13 protein-coding genes are annotated in these 16024 nt (G+C 72.4%); 10 read left to right on the top strand and 3 right to left on the bottom strand.

The annotated features are described in order from the left end of the window. Positions 1 to 142: 142 nt before the first annotated feature. Positions 143 to 814, top strand: a complete 672-nt coding sequence (locus IM770_RS13900; RefSeq protein ID WP_203581750.1) for an alpha/beta hydrolase — start codon at positions 143 to 145, stop codon at positions 812 to 814. Positions 815 to 823: 9 nt separating this feature from the next. Here the strand turns inward: IM770_RS13900 and IM770_RS13895 are convergent, their stop codons facing one another. Further along, positions 824 to 1117, bottom strand: a complete 294-nt coding sequence (locus tag IM770_RS13895; protein WP_203581749.1) for a glycine zipper domain-containing protein — start codon at positions 1115 to 1117, stop codon at positions 824 to 826. Positions 1118 to 1413: 296 nt separating this feature from the next. Here IM770_RS13895 and IM770_RS13890 point away from each other — a divergent pair, with 296 nt between their 5' ends. From IM770_RS13890 to IM770_RS13880, 3 genes are all read left to right on the top strand, one after another. Next, complete coding sequence (locus tag IM770_RS13890) at positions 1414 to 3132, top strand: ABC-F family ATP-binding cassette domain-containing protein (RefSeq protein WP_203581748.1); 1719 nt, start codon at positions 1414 to 1416, stop codon at positions 3130 to 3132. 181 nt (positions 3133 to 3313) lie between these two features. Continuing rightward, on the top strand, positions 3314 to 3496 hold the full coding sequence (locus tag IM770_RS13885) for a PspC domain-containing protein (RefSeq protein WP_203581747.1): 183 nt from the start codon (positions 3314 to 3316) through the stop codon (positions 3494 to 3496). 41 nt (positions 3497 to 3537) lie between these two features. Next, entirely contained in the window at positions 3538 to 3720 is a 183-nt protein-coding gene (locus IM770_RS13880; protein ID WP_203581746.1) for a PspC domain-containing protein, read from the top strand. Positions 3721 to 3737: 17 nt separating this feature from the next. Here the strand turns inward: IM770_RS13880 and IM770_RS13875 are convergent, their stop codons facing one another. Together IM770_RS13875 and IM770_RS13870 are read right to left on the bottom strand one after the other, a co-directional pair. Beyond that, complete coding sequence (locus IM770_RS13875; protein WP_203581745.1) at positions 3738 to 4757, bottom strand: hypothetical protein; 1020 nt, start codon at positions 4755 to 4757, stop codon at positions 3738 to 3740. Between the two features lie 202 nt (positions 4758 to 4959). Beyond that, complete coding sequence (locus IM770_RS13870; RefSeq protein WP_203581744.1) at positions 4960 to 5433, bottom strand: hypothetical protein; 474 nt, start codon at positions 5431 to 5433, stop codon at positions 4960 to 4962. A gap of 111 nt (positions 5434 to 5544) precedes the next feature. Between IM770_RS13870 and IM770_RS13865 the strand changes: the two genes are divergently transcribed. From IM770_RS13865 to IM770_RS13840, 6 genes are all read left to right on the top strand, one after another. Beyond that, the gene (locus IM770_RS13865; RefSeq protein WP_203581743.1) at positions 5545 to 10365 is read left to right on the top strand and encodes an Lhr family ATP-dependent helicase; all 4821 of its coding nucleotides are present in this window, start codon (positions 5545 to 5547) and stop codon (positions 10363 to 10365) included. Beyond that, entirely contained in the window at positions 10358 to 11146 is a 789-nt protein-coding gene (locus tag IM770_RS13860) for a DNA-formamidopyrimidine glycosylase family protein (protein WP_203581742.1), read from the top strand. The genes IM770_RS13865 and IM770_RS13860 overlap by 8 nt, the downstream gene beginning before the upstream one ends. 288 nt (positions 11147 to 11434) lie before the next feature. Further along, positions 11435 to 12625: an ABC transporter ATP-binding protein gene (locus tag IM770_RS13855; RefSeq protein WP_203581815.1), complete on the top strand. Its 1191-nt coding sequence runs from the start codon at positions 11435 to 11437 to the stop codon at positions 12623 to 12625. A 209-nt stretch (positions 12626 to 12834) separates the two neighbouring features. Further along, positions 12835 to 14019, top strand: coding sequence for an extracellular solute-binding protein (locus IM770_RS13850; protein ID WP_203581741.1), 1185 nt, complete (start codon positions 12835 to 12837; stop codon positions 14017 to 14019). Further along, positions 14012 to 14980: an ABC transporter permease gene (locus IM770_RS13845; RefSeq protein WP_203581740.1), complete on the top strand. Its 969-nt coding sequence runs from the start codon at positions 14012 to 14014 to the stop codon at positions 14978 to 14980. Before IM770_RS13850 ends, IM770_RS13845 begins: the two co-directional genes overlap by 8 nt. Then, positions 14977 to 15906, top strand: a complete 930-nt coding sequence (locus IM770_RS13840) for an ABC transporter permease (RefSeq protein ID WP_203581739.1) — start codon at positions 14977 to 14979, stop codon at positions 15904 to 15906. Before IM770_RS13845 ends, IM770_RS13840 begins: the two co-directional genes overlap by 4 nt. Positions 15907 to 16024 lie beyond the last annotated feature (118 nt).

Below are 16024 nucleotides of genomic sequence, written 5' to 3'. Positions count from 1 at the left end.
CCCGCGGAACCCGCCGATCACGAGGTCGGCGCGGCGCCTCGCCCGAAGGCCCACTCCCGCCGAGCCCGCGGCGCGGCTGGCCGCCCCGTCGACGGGACGGGCTGCCTGCCCCGCTGTCGGGCCCGCGTGCCAGGATGAGGGCATGCCGGAAGCACTCGTCCTCGACGCCGACGCGGTGCTGTGGTCGACCGAGCGCGACGCGCTGGGCGACCGCCACCTGCTGCTGCTCCTGCACGGCTACGGCGCCGACGAGCACGACCTCTACCCGCTCCGCTCCTATCTGCCCGAGCGGTTCGCCGTCGCGAGCCTCGCGGCGCCGCTTCTGCCGCCCTGGCCCGCTCCCGGCCGGTCGTGGTACCCGATCGAGGGGCTCGAGAGCCGCGATCCGTCCCACGTGACCCGCGCGGCCGAGGCGGTGATCACGTGGATCGACGCACACGCGCAGGGTGCGGCATCCGTCGGTCTTCTCGGGTTCTCGCAGGGTGGCGCGGTGTCGCTGCAGGCTATGCGGCTCGATCCGGAGCGCTTCGCGTTCGCCGTCAACCTGTCGGGATACGTCACGCCCGGCGACCTGCCGCGCGATGCCGAGCTGGCCGAGCGCCGGCCGCCCGTGTTCTGGGGCCGCGGAACCAACGACGACGTGATCCCCGGGTTCCTCGTCGACTACACGACGCAGTGGCTCCCGGAGCGGGTCGACCTCAGCGGCCGGGTGTACCAGGGTCTCACCCACAGCGTGTCGGAGCAGGAGCTCGACGACGTGCGCACCTTCCTCGACAAGCGCCTCGAAGACCTCGACGCCGCTGCCGCGGGCTGACGCCCCGGATCAGTCGCCTCCTCCGCCTCCGCCGCCGTCGGCGGCGCCTCCACCCCCGCCGTCCTCGCCATCGGCGCGGCCGTCCGCTGCCGCCCCGCCGCCGCCGTCCGTGCCGCCGCCGGAGCGGCGACCCGGCGCGCTGAGCGCCACAGCCAGCGCGACGCCGAACGCCAGCCCCAGGCCGACGCCGAGCGCGATGTTGCCGAGCGCCACGCCGAGCGAGGTCCCGACGCCGACGCCCAGGGCGATGCCGGCACCCCACGCCGTGCCGTTGAATCCGTCAGGCGCCTTCTCCTCGGTCATGCCTCGACGCTAGGACGCCCGCTTCGGTCGCCGACTCCCCCGCGCGATGGAGATTCCCAGCCCACGGGCATCCGGCATCCGCTATCGTTGCTCCCGGCCTTGTCCCCTACGTGAGGAAGTCCGTTGGACATCATCGACGTGACCGCGCTGTAATCGCGCTGATCCGTCGTACCTCGACGCACCAGCGCCCTTGATTCCGCGCTGGCCCGTCGACAGGCCGTTCTCAACTCCCATCCGGCATGCCCGGATGCGTCACGGCCACCGGTGTCAGCGCTCGACTGACACAGGAGGCCCTCATGCCCGCACACACCCTCACCCCGGTCATCGTCCTCGACCGGGTGACATTCACCTGGCCCGACGGCACCACGGCGCTCGCCGAGGTGTCCGGCTCGTTCGGCTCCGGCCGCACCGGCCTGGTCGGCCGCAACGGCTCCGGCAAGTCCACGCTGCTGCGTCTCATCTCCGGCGAGCTCACGCCGTCGGCGGGACACATCGCACGGACAGCGGATGCCGCGTACCTGCCGCAGCGGCTGACCCTCGACGTCGACCGGCCCGTGGCCGACCTGCTCGGCGTCGGCGAGACGCTCCGGGCGCTGCGCGCCATCGAATCCGGCGACGCCGATCCGCGTCATTTCGACGCGGTCGGCTCGGACTGGGACATCGAGGCCCGCGCCCATGCGGCGCTGGCCGAGGCCGGACTCGCCCCCGACATGCTCGACCGCAGCGTCGGGCAGCTGTCGGGCGGCGAGGCGGTGCTCACCGCGATCGCCGGCATCCGTCTGCGCGGCGCGTCCATCGCCCTGCTCGACGAGCCGACCAACAACCTCGACCGTGAGGCACGCGCGCGCCTGCACGACATGGTGCGCTCGTGGCGCGGTGCGCTCGTCGTGGTCAGCCACGACACGTCGCTGCTCAAGCTGATGGACGACACCGCCGAGCTGTACGCGAACGAGCTGTCGGTCTTCGGCGGCCCGTACTCGGAGTGGCGCGCCTGGCTGGACGCCGAGCAGGGCGCTGCGCGCGACGCGGAACGCGCCGCGCGGCAGGCGGTCAGGCGCGAGAAGCGCCAGCGCATCGAGGCCGAGACGACGATCTCGCGCCGCGCGGCGATGGGCAGGAAGGCCCAGCTCGAGAAGCGCGTGCCGCCGATCGTCGCCGGCAACCTCAAGCGCGCCGCCGAGGTCTCGGCCGGCAAGCTGCGCGGCGAGAAGGCCGATCGCGAGGCGGCCGCGCGGGAGGCCCTCGACCAGGCCGAGCGGCGCGTCCGCGACGACGACGTCGTCAAGATCGATCTGCCCGACCCCGGGGTTCCGGCGGGGCGCCGGATCGCCACCCTCGGCGACGGGTCGCGGTCCTGGGTGATCCAAGGCCCCGAGCGGGTCGCCCTCATCGGTCCGAACGGCGCCGGCAAGACGACGCTGCTCGAGAAGCTGGTCGGCGTCGGCTCGGCGGTTCGCAACTCCGGAGTCGATGCGCCGACACAGGTGGTTCGTAACTCCGGAGTTGACGCGCAGAGCCAGGCGGACTCCCCCGGAATTCCGGGTGAGTCGCCCGGTGCCGACGCAGAATTCCGGAGTTGCGCACGCGCCGAGCTCCACACCGACCGGGTCGGCTACCTGCCGCAGCGGGTCGACGGACTGGACGACGCGGCATCCGTGCTCCAGAACGTCGCCCCGTCGGCGCCGAACGTCACGATGGTCGAGCTGCGCAACCGGCTCGCGCGGTTCCTCATCCGGGGCGCCGCGGTCGAGCGTCCGGTCGGCACGCTGTCGGGCGGCGAGCGGTTCCGCGTCGCACTGGCTCGGCTGATGCTCGCCGATCCGCCTCCGCAGCTGCTCGTGTTCGACGAGCCGACGAACAACCTCGACCTCGACACGGTCGACCAGCTCGTCGACGCGATCGCGGCCTACCGCGGCGCGGTGCTCGTCGTCAGCCACGACGACGCGTTCCTCGAGCGCATCGGCGTCGACCTCGTGCTCGAGCTCGACCGGGACGGCCGCTTGAGCGAACACTGACGCGCGAGGCACCGAGCGCTGACCGTGCTCCCTGTGCAGGATCCACCCTCTCGCGGTTCCGGAATCGCGGGAGGGTGGATCCTCGCACGACATGAGGGGAGGATGCCGCGGCCCGGCCCCCGGCGCGAACCGGGGGTGTGCACCCGTGCGGCCACGAACGCGGGAGCGGAGGATGGTACCCATGAACGCACTCGTCAGACCTCAGCAGGGCCGATGGATCGCGGGCGTCTGCGCCGCGGTGGCCAACCGGTTCGGGTGGAACGTCACCCTCGTCCGCATCCTCACCGTGGCGGCCGTCCTCTTCTTCGGTCTGTCGCTGTGGATCTACGTCCTGCTCTGGCTGCTGGTCCCCTCCGAGCGCTGACCCCCCTGGCGCGGCCGGATGCGCCGGACGATGATGAACCCATGCATCGCCTGGTCCGCCCCACGCGGGGTCGCATGCTCGCCGGCGTCTGTCAGGGCATCGCCGACCGGTTCGGCTGCAGCGTCGTGCCGGTGCGCGTGCTCACGGTCGCCGCGACGGTCTTCTTCGGGGTCTCCATCCTGATGTACCTGGTGCTCTGGATCCTGATCCCCGACGAGCACTGATCGCGTCGAGCTGCGGGTCAGGATGCGACGAACTCCGCGACGAGGGCGGTGGCGAGCTCCTGAACCGGCCACGGGGCGTCGGTCGCGACCTCCACCGTCATGGCGTTCACCCCGCCGGTCGCCTCGTACACCTGCCCGCCGAGGTACCCGCCCTGGTCGGACACGTAGCTCGTCACCCCCGGCACCGTGAGATCGACGGACCGACCGAGTCCCGCCGCAGGGACATCCCACGCCGCGCCGGAATCCAGTGTCGCGAGGGCGAGCTGTCGGCCGTCGCTCTCGAAGGCGCACCAGGTCCGGTGCGAGGCGATGTCGGCCAGCGCGGTGGCCGCGCCGGGCGGGTCGTGGTAGCCGGCAGCCTGGGCGGTGACGGTGGCACCGAGCCGCACGCCGAGCCGGGCGGCGACGTCGTCGCACTGCTGCGTCGTCCACCACTGCGCCCGGTCGAGTTGCCAGTTCAGCCCCGCGGCATCCACCCGCGCGACGATGCCGGCGGTGATCGCGGCGCCGATCCGGTCGGCTTCGTCGCGACCCCTTGCCGCCAGGTCCGACGAATACCCCGTGATCACGAGGTCGTCGGACTCGCCGCGCCACGAGCAGCCCCAATCGCAGGCCCCGAAGTAGAAGTCCGCCTCTGCCGCAGGCAGAGCCGCGCCGTCGAGCGCCCGCTTCGGAAGGACGGTCACGTCGCCCGAGACGCCCTCCGCGCGCCACTCGCAGGCGAGACCCCCGACGTTGCCGATCGAGCGCATCCACGGATGGTCGCGCGGCGTCACGACGATGCCACTGATGCCGGTCGCGGCAGTCAGCGCCTCGGCCGGCACGGCGACCGCGCAGTCGCCGCCGAACACCTGCGGCGGCCGGTGGCCCGCCGGGACGACCGTCGGCGTCGGGGTCGGCGTGGGCGAGGGGGCGGGCTCGGGGTCGGCGGTCGGCACCGATGTCGCGGTCGACTCGGGCTGAGCGCCCGGCGCGCACGCCGTGAGCGGTCCAGGGGCGACGAGCGCGGCAAGGGCGAGGACGAGGGATCGTCGCACATCATCTCCATCGAAGGGGGGGTGCGGCGACTCTATCGGCGACACCTGCCGTCTCCGAACCGCGGCCCGCAACGATTCGGCCACGGCTTCGGCAGCCCCCGTACACCGCCCGGCACGTGGACCCGGGCTCCCCGTCGATCACCCCGCCCCGGCGGGCTCCAGTTGACCCCGTCCGGCCCGGTCGCCTCCGCCGCTGAGGAGGTCAGGGCTTCTTCGGCTCCTTGGTCTGTCCGGGGGCGGTGCCGCTGCGGCCGGGAGTGGTCGACTCGCTGTCGTCCTCCTCCGCAGCCGGCTCGCTCGGCGCGGGCTCCAGCTCGGGTGCGGGTTGCGGGTCGGCGAGCGGTGCCGTGGCGGGGTCGTCGGGCGCGGCATCCGTCTCCTCCTCCGCCGACTCGCTCACGTCGACGGTGGGGGTAGGGGTCGCGGTCGGGGTGGGTCGCGGCGTCGGGTGCACCTCGGCCACCGGGTCGGGCGCACCCGGCACCAGCGGCGCCGCGTCGCGGGGCGTCGAGATGATCGACGTCACCACGATCAGGAGCGCGACCGCGAGCGCGCCGACGAGGCCGCCCAGCGCGAACGTGCTCGCGCGGCGGCTGAACCGGGTGCTGAGCGCCGGGTTGGCGCGGCGGGTGAGCGGCGCCGACGGGTCCGGCTCGCTCGACGGCTTCGGGTCCATGTCGATCCTCGGCGGTGAGTGTGCGTGCAGGGGGACACGCAGTCAGGAGCCTACGGGAGACTCGTGGGCAAGCCCTGGCCGGATGTCGGCGATCCCGACCAAGATGGAGGGATGGGCGACGTCCTGGAGAGGTTCGGTCCTGCCACGCAGGACTGGTTCCGCGGCGCCTTCCCCGCTCCCACCGACGCCCAGAAGGGCGCGTGGGAGGCGATCTCGGCGGGCAAGCACGCCCTCGTGGTGGCGCCCACCGGCTCGGGCAAGACGCTCTCGGCGTTCCTCTGGGCCATCGACCGCGTCTTCCACGACAAGGCGGCCGCGCCGGCCGACGCGCCGTCGTCCGGGCGCGGAAGGAAGCGGACGGATGCCTCGGCCACCCGCATCCTCTACATCTCGCCGCTGAAGGCACTCGGCGTCGACGTGGAGCGCAACCTCCGTTCACCGCTCGTCGGCATCGGGCAGTCCGCGCGGCGACTCGGCCTGAGCGTTCCGGACGTGACCGTCGGGGTGCGATCGGGTGACACGCCGGCGGCGGACCGCCGCAAGCTCGTGCAGGCGCCGCCCGACATCCTCATCACGACCCCCGAGTCGCTGTACCTCATGCTGACGAGCCGCGCCGGCGAGACGCTGCGCGACGTGCACACGGTGATCGTCGACGAGGTGCACGCGGTGGCGGCGACCAAGCGTGGCGCCCATCTTGCGGTCAGCCTCGAGCGGCTCGACTCCCTGCGCCGCTCCTTCGCCCCCGAGGCTCCGCCGGCGCAGCGCATCGGCCTCTCGGCGACCGTGCGCCCGATCGACGAGGTCGCCCGCTTCCTCGGCGGCGCCGAGCCCGTCGACATCGTCGCGCCGCGCGCGACCAAGGCGTTCGACATGCGCGTCGTCGTGCCGATCGGCGACATGCTGAACCCGCCGCCTCCCCCGAGCCCCTTCACGTCCGACCCCGAGACCTGGGTCGGGACGGATGCCGCGGCCGACGCTCCCGCCGGCGACGGCGAGGTCATCGACGAAGACTGGTTCGCCGACGGCTCGTCCGGGCAGCAGCGTGCCACCGGCGCCGGCGAGACCGAGATGACGGGATCGGTCTGGCCGCACGTCGAAGAGGCCATCGTGGACCGCATCCTGCAGCAGCGGTCGACCATCGTGTTCTGCAACTCGCGCCGCCTCGCGGAGCGGCTGACCGGCCGGCTCAACGAGATCTACTCCGAGCGGCTGGGACTGGAACTTCCCGACCAGACCGTCCCGGCGGCGATGATGGCGCAGGCGGGCGCGACCGCCGGCGCTGATCCGGTGCTCGCCAAGGCCCACCACGGCTCCGTCTCGAAGGAGCAGCGCGCACAGGTCGAAGAGGAGCTGAAGTCCGGCGTGCTCCGCTGCGTCGTCGCGACGTCGAGCCTCGAGCTCGGCATCGACATGGGCGCCGTCGATCTCGTGATCCAGGTCGAGGCCCCACCCAGCGCCGCGTCGGGCCTGCAGCGCATCGGCCGCGCGGGCCACCAGGTCGGCGAGGTCAGTCGCGCCGCCCTCTTCCCCAAGCACCGCGGCGACGTGCTGCACACCGCCATCGTCACCGAGCGCATGCTCGCCGGGCAGATCGAGGCGATCGCGATCCCGCAGAATCCGCTCGACATCCTGGCCCAGCAGACCGTGGCGGCCGCCGCCGTCGGACCCGTCGACGTGGAGGGCTGGTACGAGACGCTCAAGCGCAGCGCGCCGTTCCGCTCGCTCCCCCGCTCGGCGTACGAGGCGACGCTCGACCTGATCGCCGGGCGCTTCCCGTCCGACGAGTTCGCCGAGCTGCGTCCGCGCGTCGTGTGGGACCGCGACCTCGGCGTGATCACCGGACGGCCGGGCTCGCAGCACATCGCCGTCACCAGCGGCGGGACGATCCCCGACCGCGGCCTCTTCGGCGTCTTCATCGCCGGGGAGTCGCAGAACGCCCGCGTCGGCGAGCTCGACGAGGAGATGGTCTACGAGTCGCGCGTCAACGACGTCTTCACCCTCGGCACGACCAGCTGGCGCATCGTCGAGATCACGCACGACCGCGTCAACGTCGTGCCCGCGTTCGGGCAGCCCGGCAAGGTGCCGTTCTGGCACGGCGACGGCATCGGCCGTCCGGCCGAGCTGGGCGAAGCGCTCGGCAGGTTCTCACGGGAGGTCTCCACCGCCAAGCCCGACAGGGCGGAGTCGCGGCTGCGCGAAGCGGGGCTCGACGACTTCGCGCAGGACAACCTTCTCGCGTACCTGGCCGAGCAGCGCGAAGCCACGGGCACCCTGCCCACCGATCGCCAGCTGACCGTCGAACGCGGACGCGACGAGGTCGGCGACTGGCGCGTCATCCTGCATTCCCCGTACGGCATGCAGGTGCACGCACCGTGGGCGCTCGCGGTCAACGCCCGCATCCGCGAGCGGCTGGGCGTCGACGGGTCCGCCGTCGCGAGCGACGACGGCATCATCGCGCGCATCCCCGACGCCACCGCCGAGCCGCCCGGTGCCGACCTGTTCGTCTTCGACCCCGACGAGCTCGACCAGATCGTGACGGAGGAGGTCGGCGGCTCGGCGCTGTTCGCGTCACGGTTCCGTGAGTGCGCGGCCCGCGCGCTGCTGATGCCGAGGCGCAATCCCGGCAAGCGCACGCCACTGTGGCAGCAGCGGCAGCGGTCGGCGCAGCTGCTCGAGGTCGCCCGCCGGTACCCGACCTTCCCGATCATCCTCGAGACGCTCCGCGAGGTGCTGCAGGACGTCTACGACGTCCCATCGCTGCTGCGGCTCATGCGCGGCATCGGCGAGCGCCGCATCCGCCTCATCGAGACCGAGCCCGCACAGCCCTCGCCGTTCGCGCGCGATCTGCTGTTCGGCTACGTCGGCGCGTTCATGTACGAGGGCGACTCCCCGCTGGCCGAGCGCCGCGCCGCCGCGCTCTCGGTCGATCCCGCGCTGCTGTCGGAGCTGCTCGGCAAGGTCGAGATGCGCGAGCTGCTCGACCCGGAGGTGATCGCGCAGTTCGAGCGCGAAGCGCAGCGCCTCGACCCCGAGCGCCGCGCTCGGGGCCTCGAGGGCATCGCCGACCTGCTGCGCCTGCTCGGCCCCCTCGACGCCGCCGAGGTCGCCGCGCGCCTCGAGCCTGCGACCGACGGCGGCGCCGACGGTCAGGCCACCGAGGCTGAGGCATCCGCGCTCCTCGATGCACTGATCACCGGGCGCCGGGCCATCCCGGTGACGATCGCCGGAACCACGCGCGTCGCCGCGATCGAGGACGCGGGGCGCCTGCGCGACGCGCTCGGTGTGGCGCTGCCCGTCGGCATCCCGACGGCCTTCCTCGAGCCGGTCGCCGATCCGCTCGGCGACCTCGTGGCCCGGTACGCGCGCACTCACGCACCTTTCACGGCGGATGCCGCGGCCGACCGCCTCGGCGTCGGCGTCGCGGTCGCGCGCCACACCCTGCAGCGCCTCGAGTCGCAGGGGCGCGTCACGAGCGGCTTCTTCCTGCCCGAGGTGTCGGCTGCGGAGACCACCCGTGGCGACGAGGCCGAGTGGTGCGACACCGAGGTGCTGCGCCGCCTGCGCATGCGCTCGCTCGCGGCGATCCGCGGCAGCGTCGAGCCGGTGCCGCAGGACGCCTACGCGCGCTTCCTCCCGGTGTGGCAGCACGCCACGCGACCGCTCGAAGGGGTCGACGGCGTCGCCGCGGTGGTCGAGCAGCTCGCGGGCGTGCCCATCCCGGCCAGCGCGTGGGAGTCGCTCGTGCTGCCGGCGCGCGTGGCGGATTACACGCCGGGCATGCTCGACGAGCTCACGGCCACCGGCGAGGTCATCTGGTCGGGGCACGGGAGCCTCCCCGGACGCGACGGCTGGATCGCCCTGCACCCCGCCGACGCGGTGCCGCTCACGCTTGCTCTCCCCGACGACGCGGAGGAGCCGGCACCCGGCTCGCTCGACGCGCAGCTGCTCGCGGCCCTCGGCGGCGGCGGCGCCTACTTCGCCGCCCAGCTGAAGATCACGACCGGCGCCGAGAACGAGCAGTCGGTCGTCGACGCGCTGTGGCGGCTGACCTGGATGGGACGCGTCACCAACGACACCTTCGCCCCGGTCCGCGCGCTGGTGTCGGGCGGCTCACAAGCCCACCGGGTGAGCCGGCGCGCCCCTCGGGCGCGGATGTACCGCGGTGCCGCCGTGCGCACGGTCGCGGCATCCGTCCCCGCCCGCCCGCCTGCCATCGGCGGACGCTGGTCGCTGCTGCCCGAGCCCGAGGCCGATGCGGCACTCCGCGCAACTGCGACCGCGAGCCTGCTGCTCGACCGCTACGGGGTGGTCACGCGCGGCGCGGTGCAGTCCGAGGGCGTGCCGGGCGGATTCGCGCAGACGTATCGCGTGCTCGCCGGCTTCGAGGAGGCCGGCCACTGCCGTCGCGGCTACGTCATCGAGAAGCTCGGGGCGGCGCAGTTCGCGGCATCCGCCACCGTCGACCGGCTCCGCGAGTTCGCGGGCCTGCCCGACCCGCCGCCGCTGCGGGCCGTGACTCTGGCCGCGACCGACCCCGCCAACCCGTACGGGGCGGCGCTCGCGTGGCCCGCGCTCGACGGCGTCTCGCATCGACCGGGGCGAAAGGCCGGCGCGCTCGTCGTGCTCGTCGACGGCGCGCTGGCGCTGTATCTCGAGCGCGGCGGCAAGTCTGCGCTGGCCTTCACCGGCGACGAGGCGGTGCTCGCCGCGGCCGCCCGCGACCTCGCGGCGACCGCCCGCGCCCGGCGCCTCGACACGCTGACCGTCGAGCAGGTGAACGGCGCCTTCGTCTACGGCACGAACGTGGGCGGTGCACTGCGGGATGCCGGCTTCGTCGAGTCGCCGCGCGGGCTCACGCTGCGCCGGCTCACCGCGGGTGACACCCTCCGGCAGGCGCAGGGCCCGGACGGCCGGACGAGCGCGCGTGCCTGAGGGCGACACCGTCTTCCGTGCGGCGCGGCGGCTGAACGCGGCGCTGGCCGGCGCGACCGTCACCCGCTTCGAGCTGCGCGTGCCGCAGGCTGCGACGGTCGATCTTCGCGGCGAGGTGGTCCACGACGTCGTGTCGCGCGGCAAGCACCTCCTGCACCGCATCGGGCCGTGGACCCTCTACACCCACCTCAAGATGGAGGGCGAGTGGCACGTCTACCGCCGCGGCGAGCGGTGGCACGCGCCGGGTTTCCGCGCGCGGGCGGTGATCGGTGCGACCGCCCCGGACGGCACCGAATGGGAGACGGTCGGCTTCGACCTGGCCGACATCAAGGTCATCCCCACCACCGACGAGGACGAGCTCGTGGGGTACCTCGGACCCGACCCGCTCTCCGCGGCGTGGGATCCGGCGGAGGCCGCACGCAGACTCGGCGCCGACACCCGCGCCGTGCACGTGGCAGTGCAGGACCAGCGCAACATCGCAGGGTTCGGCAACGAGTACGCCAACGAGATCCTTTTCGTCCGCGGAGTGCTGCCGACGACGCCGGCGAACGAGACGGATGCCGCCGCCATCGTGGATCTCGGCGCCCGCATGATCCGCGCCAACCGCGACCGCTCGGGGCGCACCTTCACCGGAGACGCCCGCGCCGGGCGCTCCACCTGGGTGTACCGCAGGGAGGGTCGGCCGTGCCGTCGCTGCGGAACGCTCATCCGCGGCGGGAGCCTCGGCGCGGACCCGACGCGCGAGCGGATCGTCTTCTGGTGCCCGGTCTGCCAGCGCTGACCAGGCGCGAGAGCACGCTTTGATCACGATGCGCGGCGGACGAAGTGTCGCCGCGGGCTGCGGCATCCGTCATCTCGCGCGCGTGCGCCCACGGAAACGCCGCGGTTTCCTGCCCGTTACACAGGTCCGGACGATCTGTCGGAGCGCAGGGCATCGACGCCGCGGATCGTCTGGTTCGCGGTCGGGAACATTGCGGGTGCCCACGGCGCGATATTGAATACCTGACACCACCCGAACGGTCGTGCAGCGGCGCACGACCGGCTACCAGAAGGACCTCCCGAGGTGACGATGTCCACAGGCACGGCGACCGCGAGCACGACGGCGGAACAGGTTCCCACCGAGGGCGAGGCAGCGCGCGGTGCCGTCGTGCTGTCGGGGGTCACCAAGTACTACGGTGACCAGGTCGCCGTCGACGACCTGTCACTCACGGTCGAGCCGGGCGAGTTCATCTCGCTGCTGGGTCCGTCGGGCTGCGGCAAGACCACGACCCTGCGGATGATCGCGGGATTCGAGCAGCCGGATGCGGGGACCATCCACATCTCGGGCCGCTCGGTGCAGGGTGTGCCTCCGTATCGCCGCGACGTCAACACCGTCTTCCAGGCCTACGCGCTGTTCCCGCACATGTCTGTCGCCGAGAACGTGGCCTACGGGCTGCAGCAGCGCCGCACCCCGAAGTCCGAGATCCGCGAGCGCGTCACCCAGGCGCTCGACCTCGTGCAGATGCGCCGGTTCGGCGACCGCAAGCCGACGCAGCTGTCGGGCGGGCAGCAGCAGCGCATCGCCCTGGCTCGGGCGCTGGTGAACCGCCCCGCGGTGCTGCTGCTCGACGAGCCGCTCGGCGCCCTGGACCGCCAGCTGCGGGAGGAGATGCAGCTCGAGCTGAAGCTGCTGCAGTCGCGGCTGGGCATCACCTTCGTCTTCGTGACCCACGACCAGGGCGAGGCGCTGTCGATGAGCGACCGCATCGCGATCATGCGTGCGGGACGCATCGAGCAGCTCGCCGACGCCGACACCGTGTACGCGCGGCCGGCGTCGGCGTACGTGGCGGCGTTCGTGGGGCAGCAGAACTTCTTCCGCGGTCCCGCCGCGGAGGCGGGCGCGGCCATCACGTCCCCGCACGCGCTCGTCCGCGCCACGTCGCCGGTACTGACGACGACCAACCTCGGCGAAGCGGCGGTGAGGCCGGAGTTCATCCGGATCGAGGCCGACCTCGCGAGCGGCGGCGCGAGCATCTCCGACGCGAACACCGCGCGCGGCGAGCTGATCGGCGTCTCGCACCTCGGCGACACGATGCAGTACCTCGTGCGCCTGGGCGACGACCAGAGCCTCATCGTCCGCCGCCCGACACCCGATGCCCCCGCCCTGTCGGTCGGCGACCGGGTCGCCTGCACCTGGGCGGCGCACCACGTGCTCCTCTTCCCGGCCGCCGACGACGGCGCCGCCGAGGAGGGCGGCTACGTCGCCCCGCCGACCGCCTGACCCGAACCACCCAACCCGACGCACGACCCGGACCCGACGCACGACCCGGACCCGAACGCACCACCAACACCCGAACCAGCCGAACCCGACGCACCGCCCGTACCCGAACGCATTACCCGAACCAGCGGCACCCGCCGCAACGCCCGCCGCCGCGGCATCCGACTCGATCCATCGCGTCGGATCCGCACCCGACCTGACCAGGAGTACTCGTGACCCAGCCTCGCACCCCGCTGCGCATCCTCGCTCCCGAGGGCGTCGCGCCCGCCATCGTGCGCGAGCTGTCGCGCCGCCGCTTCCTCAGCCTCGCCGCGCTGGCCGGCGGCGCCACGGTGCTCGCGGCCTGTGCTCCCGGGGGCAGCGGTGCACCCGCGCCGCAGGCGACGGGCGGAGAGCTCGAAGACAGCCTCTCGGTGTACACGTGGGCCGAGTACGACGCACCCGAGGTCGTCGAGGCGTTCACCGCCGAGATGGGACCGAAGGTCACCCTCGACTCGTACGGGTCGAACGAGGAGCTCATCGCGAAGCTCGTCGCTGCGAAGGGCACCTCGGGCTACGACATCGTCGTGCCGACGGGCGTCTTCATCCCGCAGATGATCGAGCAGGGGCTGCTGCAGAAGCTCAACAAGGATCTGCTCCCCAACATCTCGAACATGGACCCCGCCTTCCTGGGACGCGCGTGGGATCCGAGCAACGACTACTCGATCTGCAAGGCCTGGGGCACGACGGGCTTCGTCTACGACAAGACCGTCATCACCCGCGAGCTGACCACGTGGGCAGACTTCTTCGACGCGGCGCAGAACGAGGCGAGCGGGAAGACCGCGATGTCGGACGACCCCGCCGGCGTCGTCGGGTCGTACTTCTGGGCCAACGACCTGGACTGGAACACCGACGACCCCGACGAGCTCGAGGCGGCCCGCGCTTTCCTCGTCGAGACGATCGCTCCGCACATCGCGGCGTTCGACTCCGCCGCCGGCGCCAACACGATCCCGCAGGGCACCCACGCCCTCCTGATGGCCTGGAACGGCGACGCCCGGCTCGGCATCCAGGAGTCGTCGGACCCCGACCGCTGGCAGTGGGTGCTGCCCGGCCCGCAGACCGAGCTCTGGATGGACAACTGGGCGATCGCGACCGGGGCCGCCCACCCCGAAGCGGCGCACGCCTTCATCGACTTCGCCATGGTCCCCGAGAACCAGCTGCTGAACCTCGAGTGGGTCGGCTACAACGTCGGCGGCAAGGACATGGAGGCGGCGGCCGAGGAAGCCGAGGTCGAGCGTCTCGACATGATCTTCTTCACGCCCGAGCAGCTCGAGACGATGCACGAGCAGGTGATCAACGACTCGCTGAGCACCCGGGTGGAGATCTACAACGAGGTGAAGGCTGCCGCCGGTGCGTGATCGCGCCACCCGCGCCACCGGTGCCACCGGTGCGGTAGGGCCCGCGCTCGCGGTCCCTGCGTGGGCGTGGCTGCTGGTGTTCTTCGTCGCGCCGGTCGCGATGGTGGTGTGGTTCAGCTTCGGCTACAAGCCGGGCGTCTTCGGCACGCACGCGAACGACATCCTCTCGTTCGACCGCTACCTCGAGGCGTTGTCGCCGACGTTCTTCGCCACGTTCGCCAACACGCTCTGGGTGGGCGTCATCGGCACCGTGCTGTGCTTCGGCATCGGCGCGCCGGTGGCGTACTGGATGGCATTCAAAGTCAGACCTCAGCGCCGCGGCATCCTGATCGCGCTCGTGCTGGTGCCGTTCTGGACCAACTTCCTCGTGCGCACGATCGGCTGGCAGGTGATCCTGGCGCCGGAGGGCTGGCTGTCGACGGTGCTGCAGGGCATCGGCGTGCTCGACGGCCCGCTGGAGCTGCTGTACACCCGCGCCGCGGTGATCGTCGGCGTGGTCTACAACTACCTGCCGCTCATGATCCTGCCGCTGTTCGTCGCCTTCGACCGCGTCGGCCCCGCGCTGCGCGAGGCGTCGAAGGACCTCGGTGCGGGCAAGCTCATGACCTTCGTCCGCGTGACCCTGCCGCTGTCGCTGCCGGGAATCGTCGCCGGGGTCCTGCTGGTGTACATCCCGCTCATGGGCGACTACATCACCGCGACAGTGCTGGGCGGTGCGAAGGGCAACATGATCGGCCAGCTCGTCGCCGGTCAGTTCCAGACCGCGCAGAACTGGGCGCTCGGCTCGGCGATGGCGGTGCTGCTGATGCTCGTCATCGCCCTCAGCATCGGCGTGTTCGCGGCGGTCATCTGGCTGGTCGCGCTGCCGTTCCGCTCCCGCAACCGGCTGGTGATCAGGTCCGGCCCCGAGACGGCGAAGACGGATGCCGCACCCGCGGCCTCCCTGGAGGTGACGACGTGACTCCCCCCGAGACCGTGACGGCGACCGAGACGATCCTGCAGGCACAGCGCGAGGCCCGGACCACCGCGGCTGCGCCGCGCCGGCGCGCGAGGAGGTCGGGCACGGACATCGCGTTCGGCGTGTGGGGCGTGATCGTCATGCTCTTCCTGTTCCTGCCGATCATCGTCATCGTCATCCACTCGTTCAACACGGGCCGGCTGCTCGCGGTCTGGGACGGCTTCGGCTTCGACGCGTTCACCTCGATCCTCGTCAAGCCCGCGGTCCAGAACGCCGTGCGGGTGTCGCTCATCACCGCGCTGATCGCGGCCATCATCGCGACGGTGCTCGGCACGCTCGCCGGCATCGCGATGGCCCGGCATCCCGGCAAGTGGGTGTGGTGGTTCCTGGGCCTGCTCCTCCTGGTGTCGGTCACGCCTGAGATCGTGGACGCCGTGGCGCTGCTGCCCTTCATGGTCTTCCTCGGTCAAGACCTCGGCATCTCGATGTTCAACGACGGCATCGTGCGCCTGTCGGTGGGGTCGTCGCTGTTCGCGACCGCGGTGGTGTCGTACATCGTGCGCGCGCGGCTCGTCGGCCAGGACGCCAAGCTCGAAGAGGCCTCCGCCGACCTGTACGCCACGCCGTTCACGACGTTCCGCCGGGTGACCCTGGCGCTCGCCATGCCCGCGGTGCTCGCCGGGTTCCTGCTGGCGTTCACGCTGAGCCTCGACAACACCATCGTCGCCGCGTTCGTGCAGGTGTCGGGAACGACCCCGTGGCCGGTGTACGTGCTCAGCGCGCTGCGCACCGGGCTGCGGCCCGAGATCGCCGCGGTGTCGACGATCATGCTGCTGCTGACGCTCGTCGCGCTCGCGCTCGTCGCCCTCGTGCTCAAGCGGGCGGGCGACTCGGCCACGCAGATCGCCCGCACCATGACCGGCGGCTGACCCCCGGCATCCGTCCCGCGCCTTCCTTGCCCCCAAGCCCGCACCGTGAGAATCCATCTGGCGGACGAGACCGCGGGTGACCCCCATCGTCTCGTCCTCCGGATGGATTCTCGGCGAA

The sequence above is a fragment of the Microbacterium hibisci genome (genome assembly GCF_015278255.1).
Lineage (GTDB): Bacteria > Actinomycetota > Actinomycetes > Actinomycetales > Microbacteriaceae > Microbacterium > Microbacterium hibisci.
This window is presented reverse-complemented; position numbering and strand designations above follow the sequence as displayed.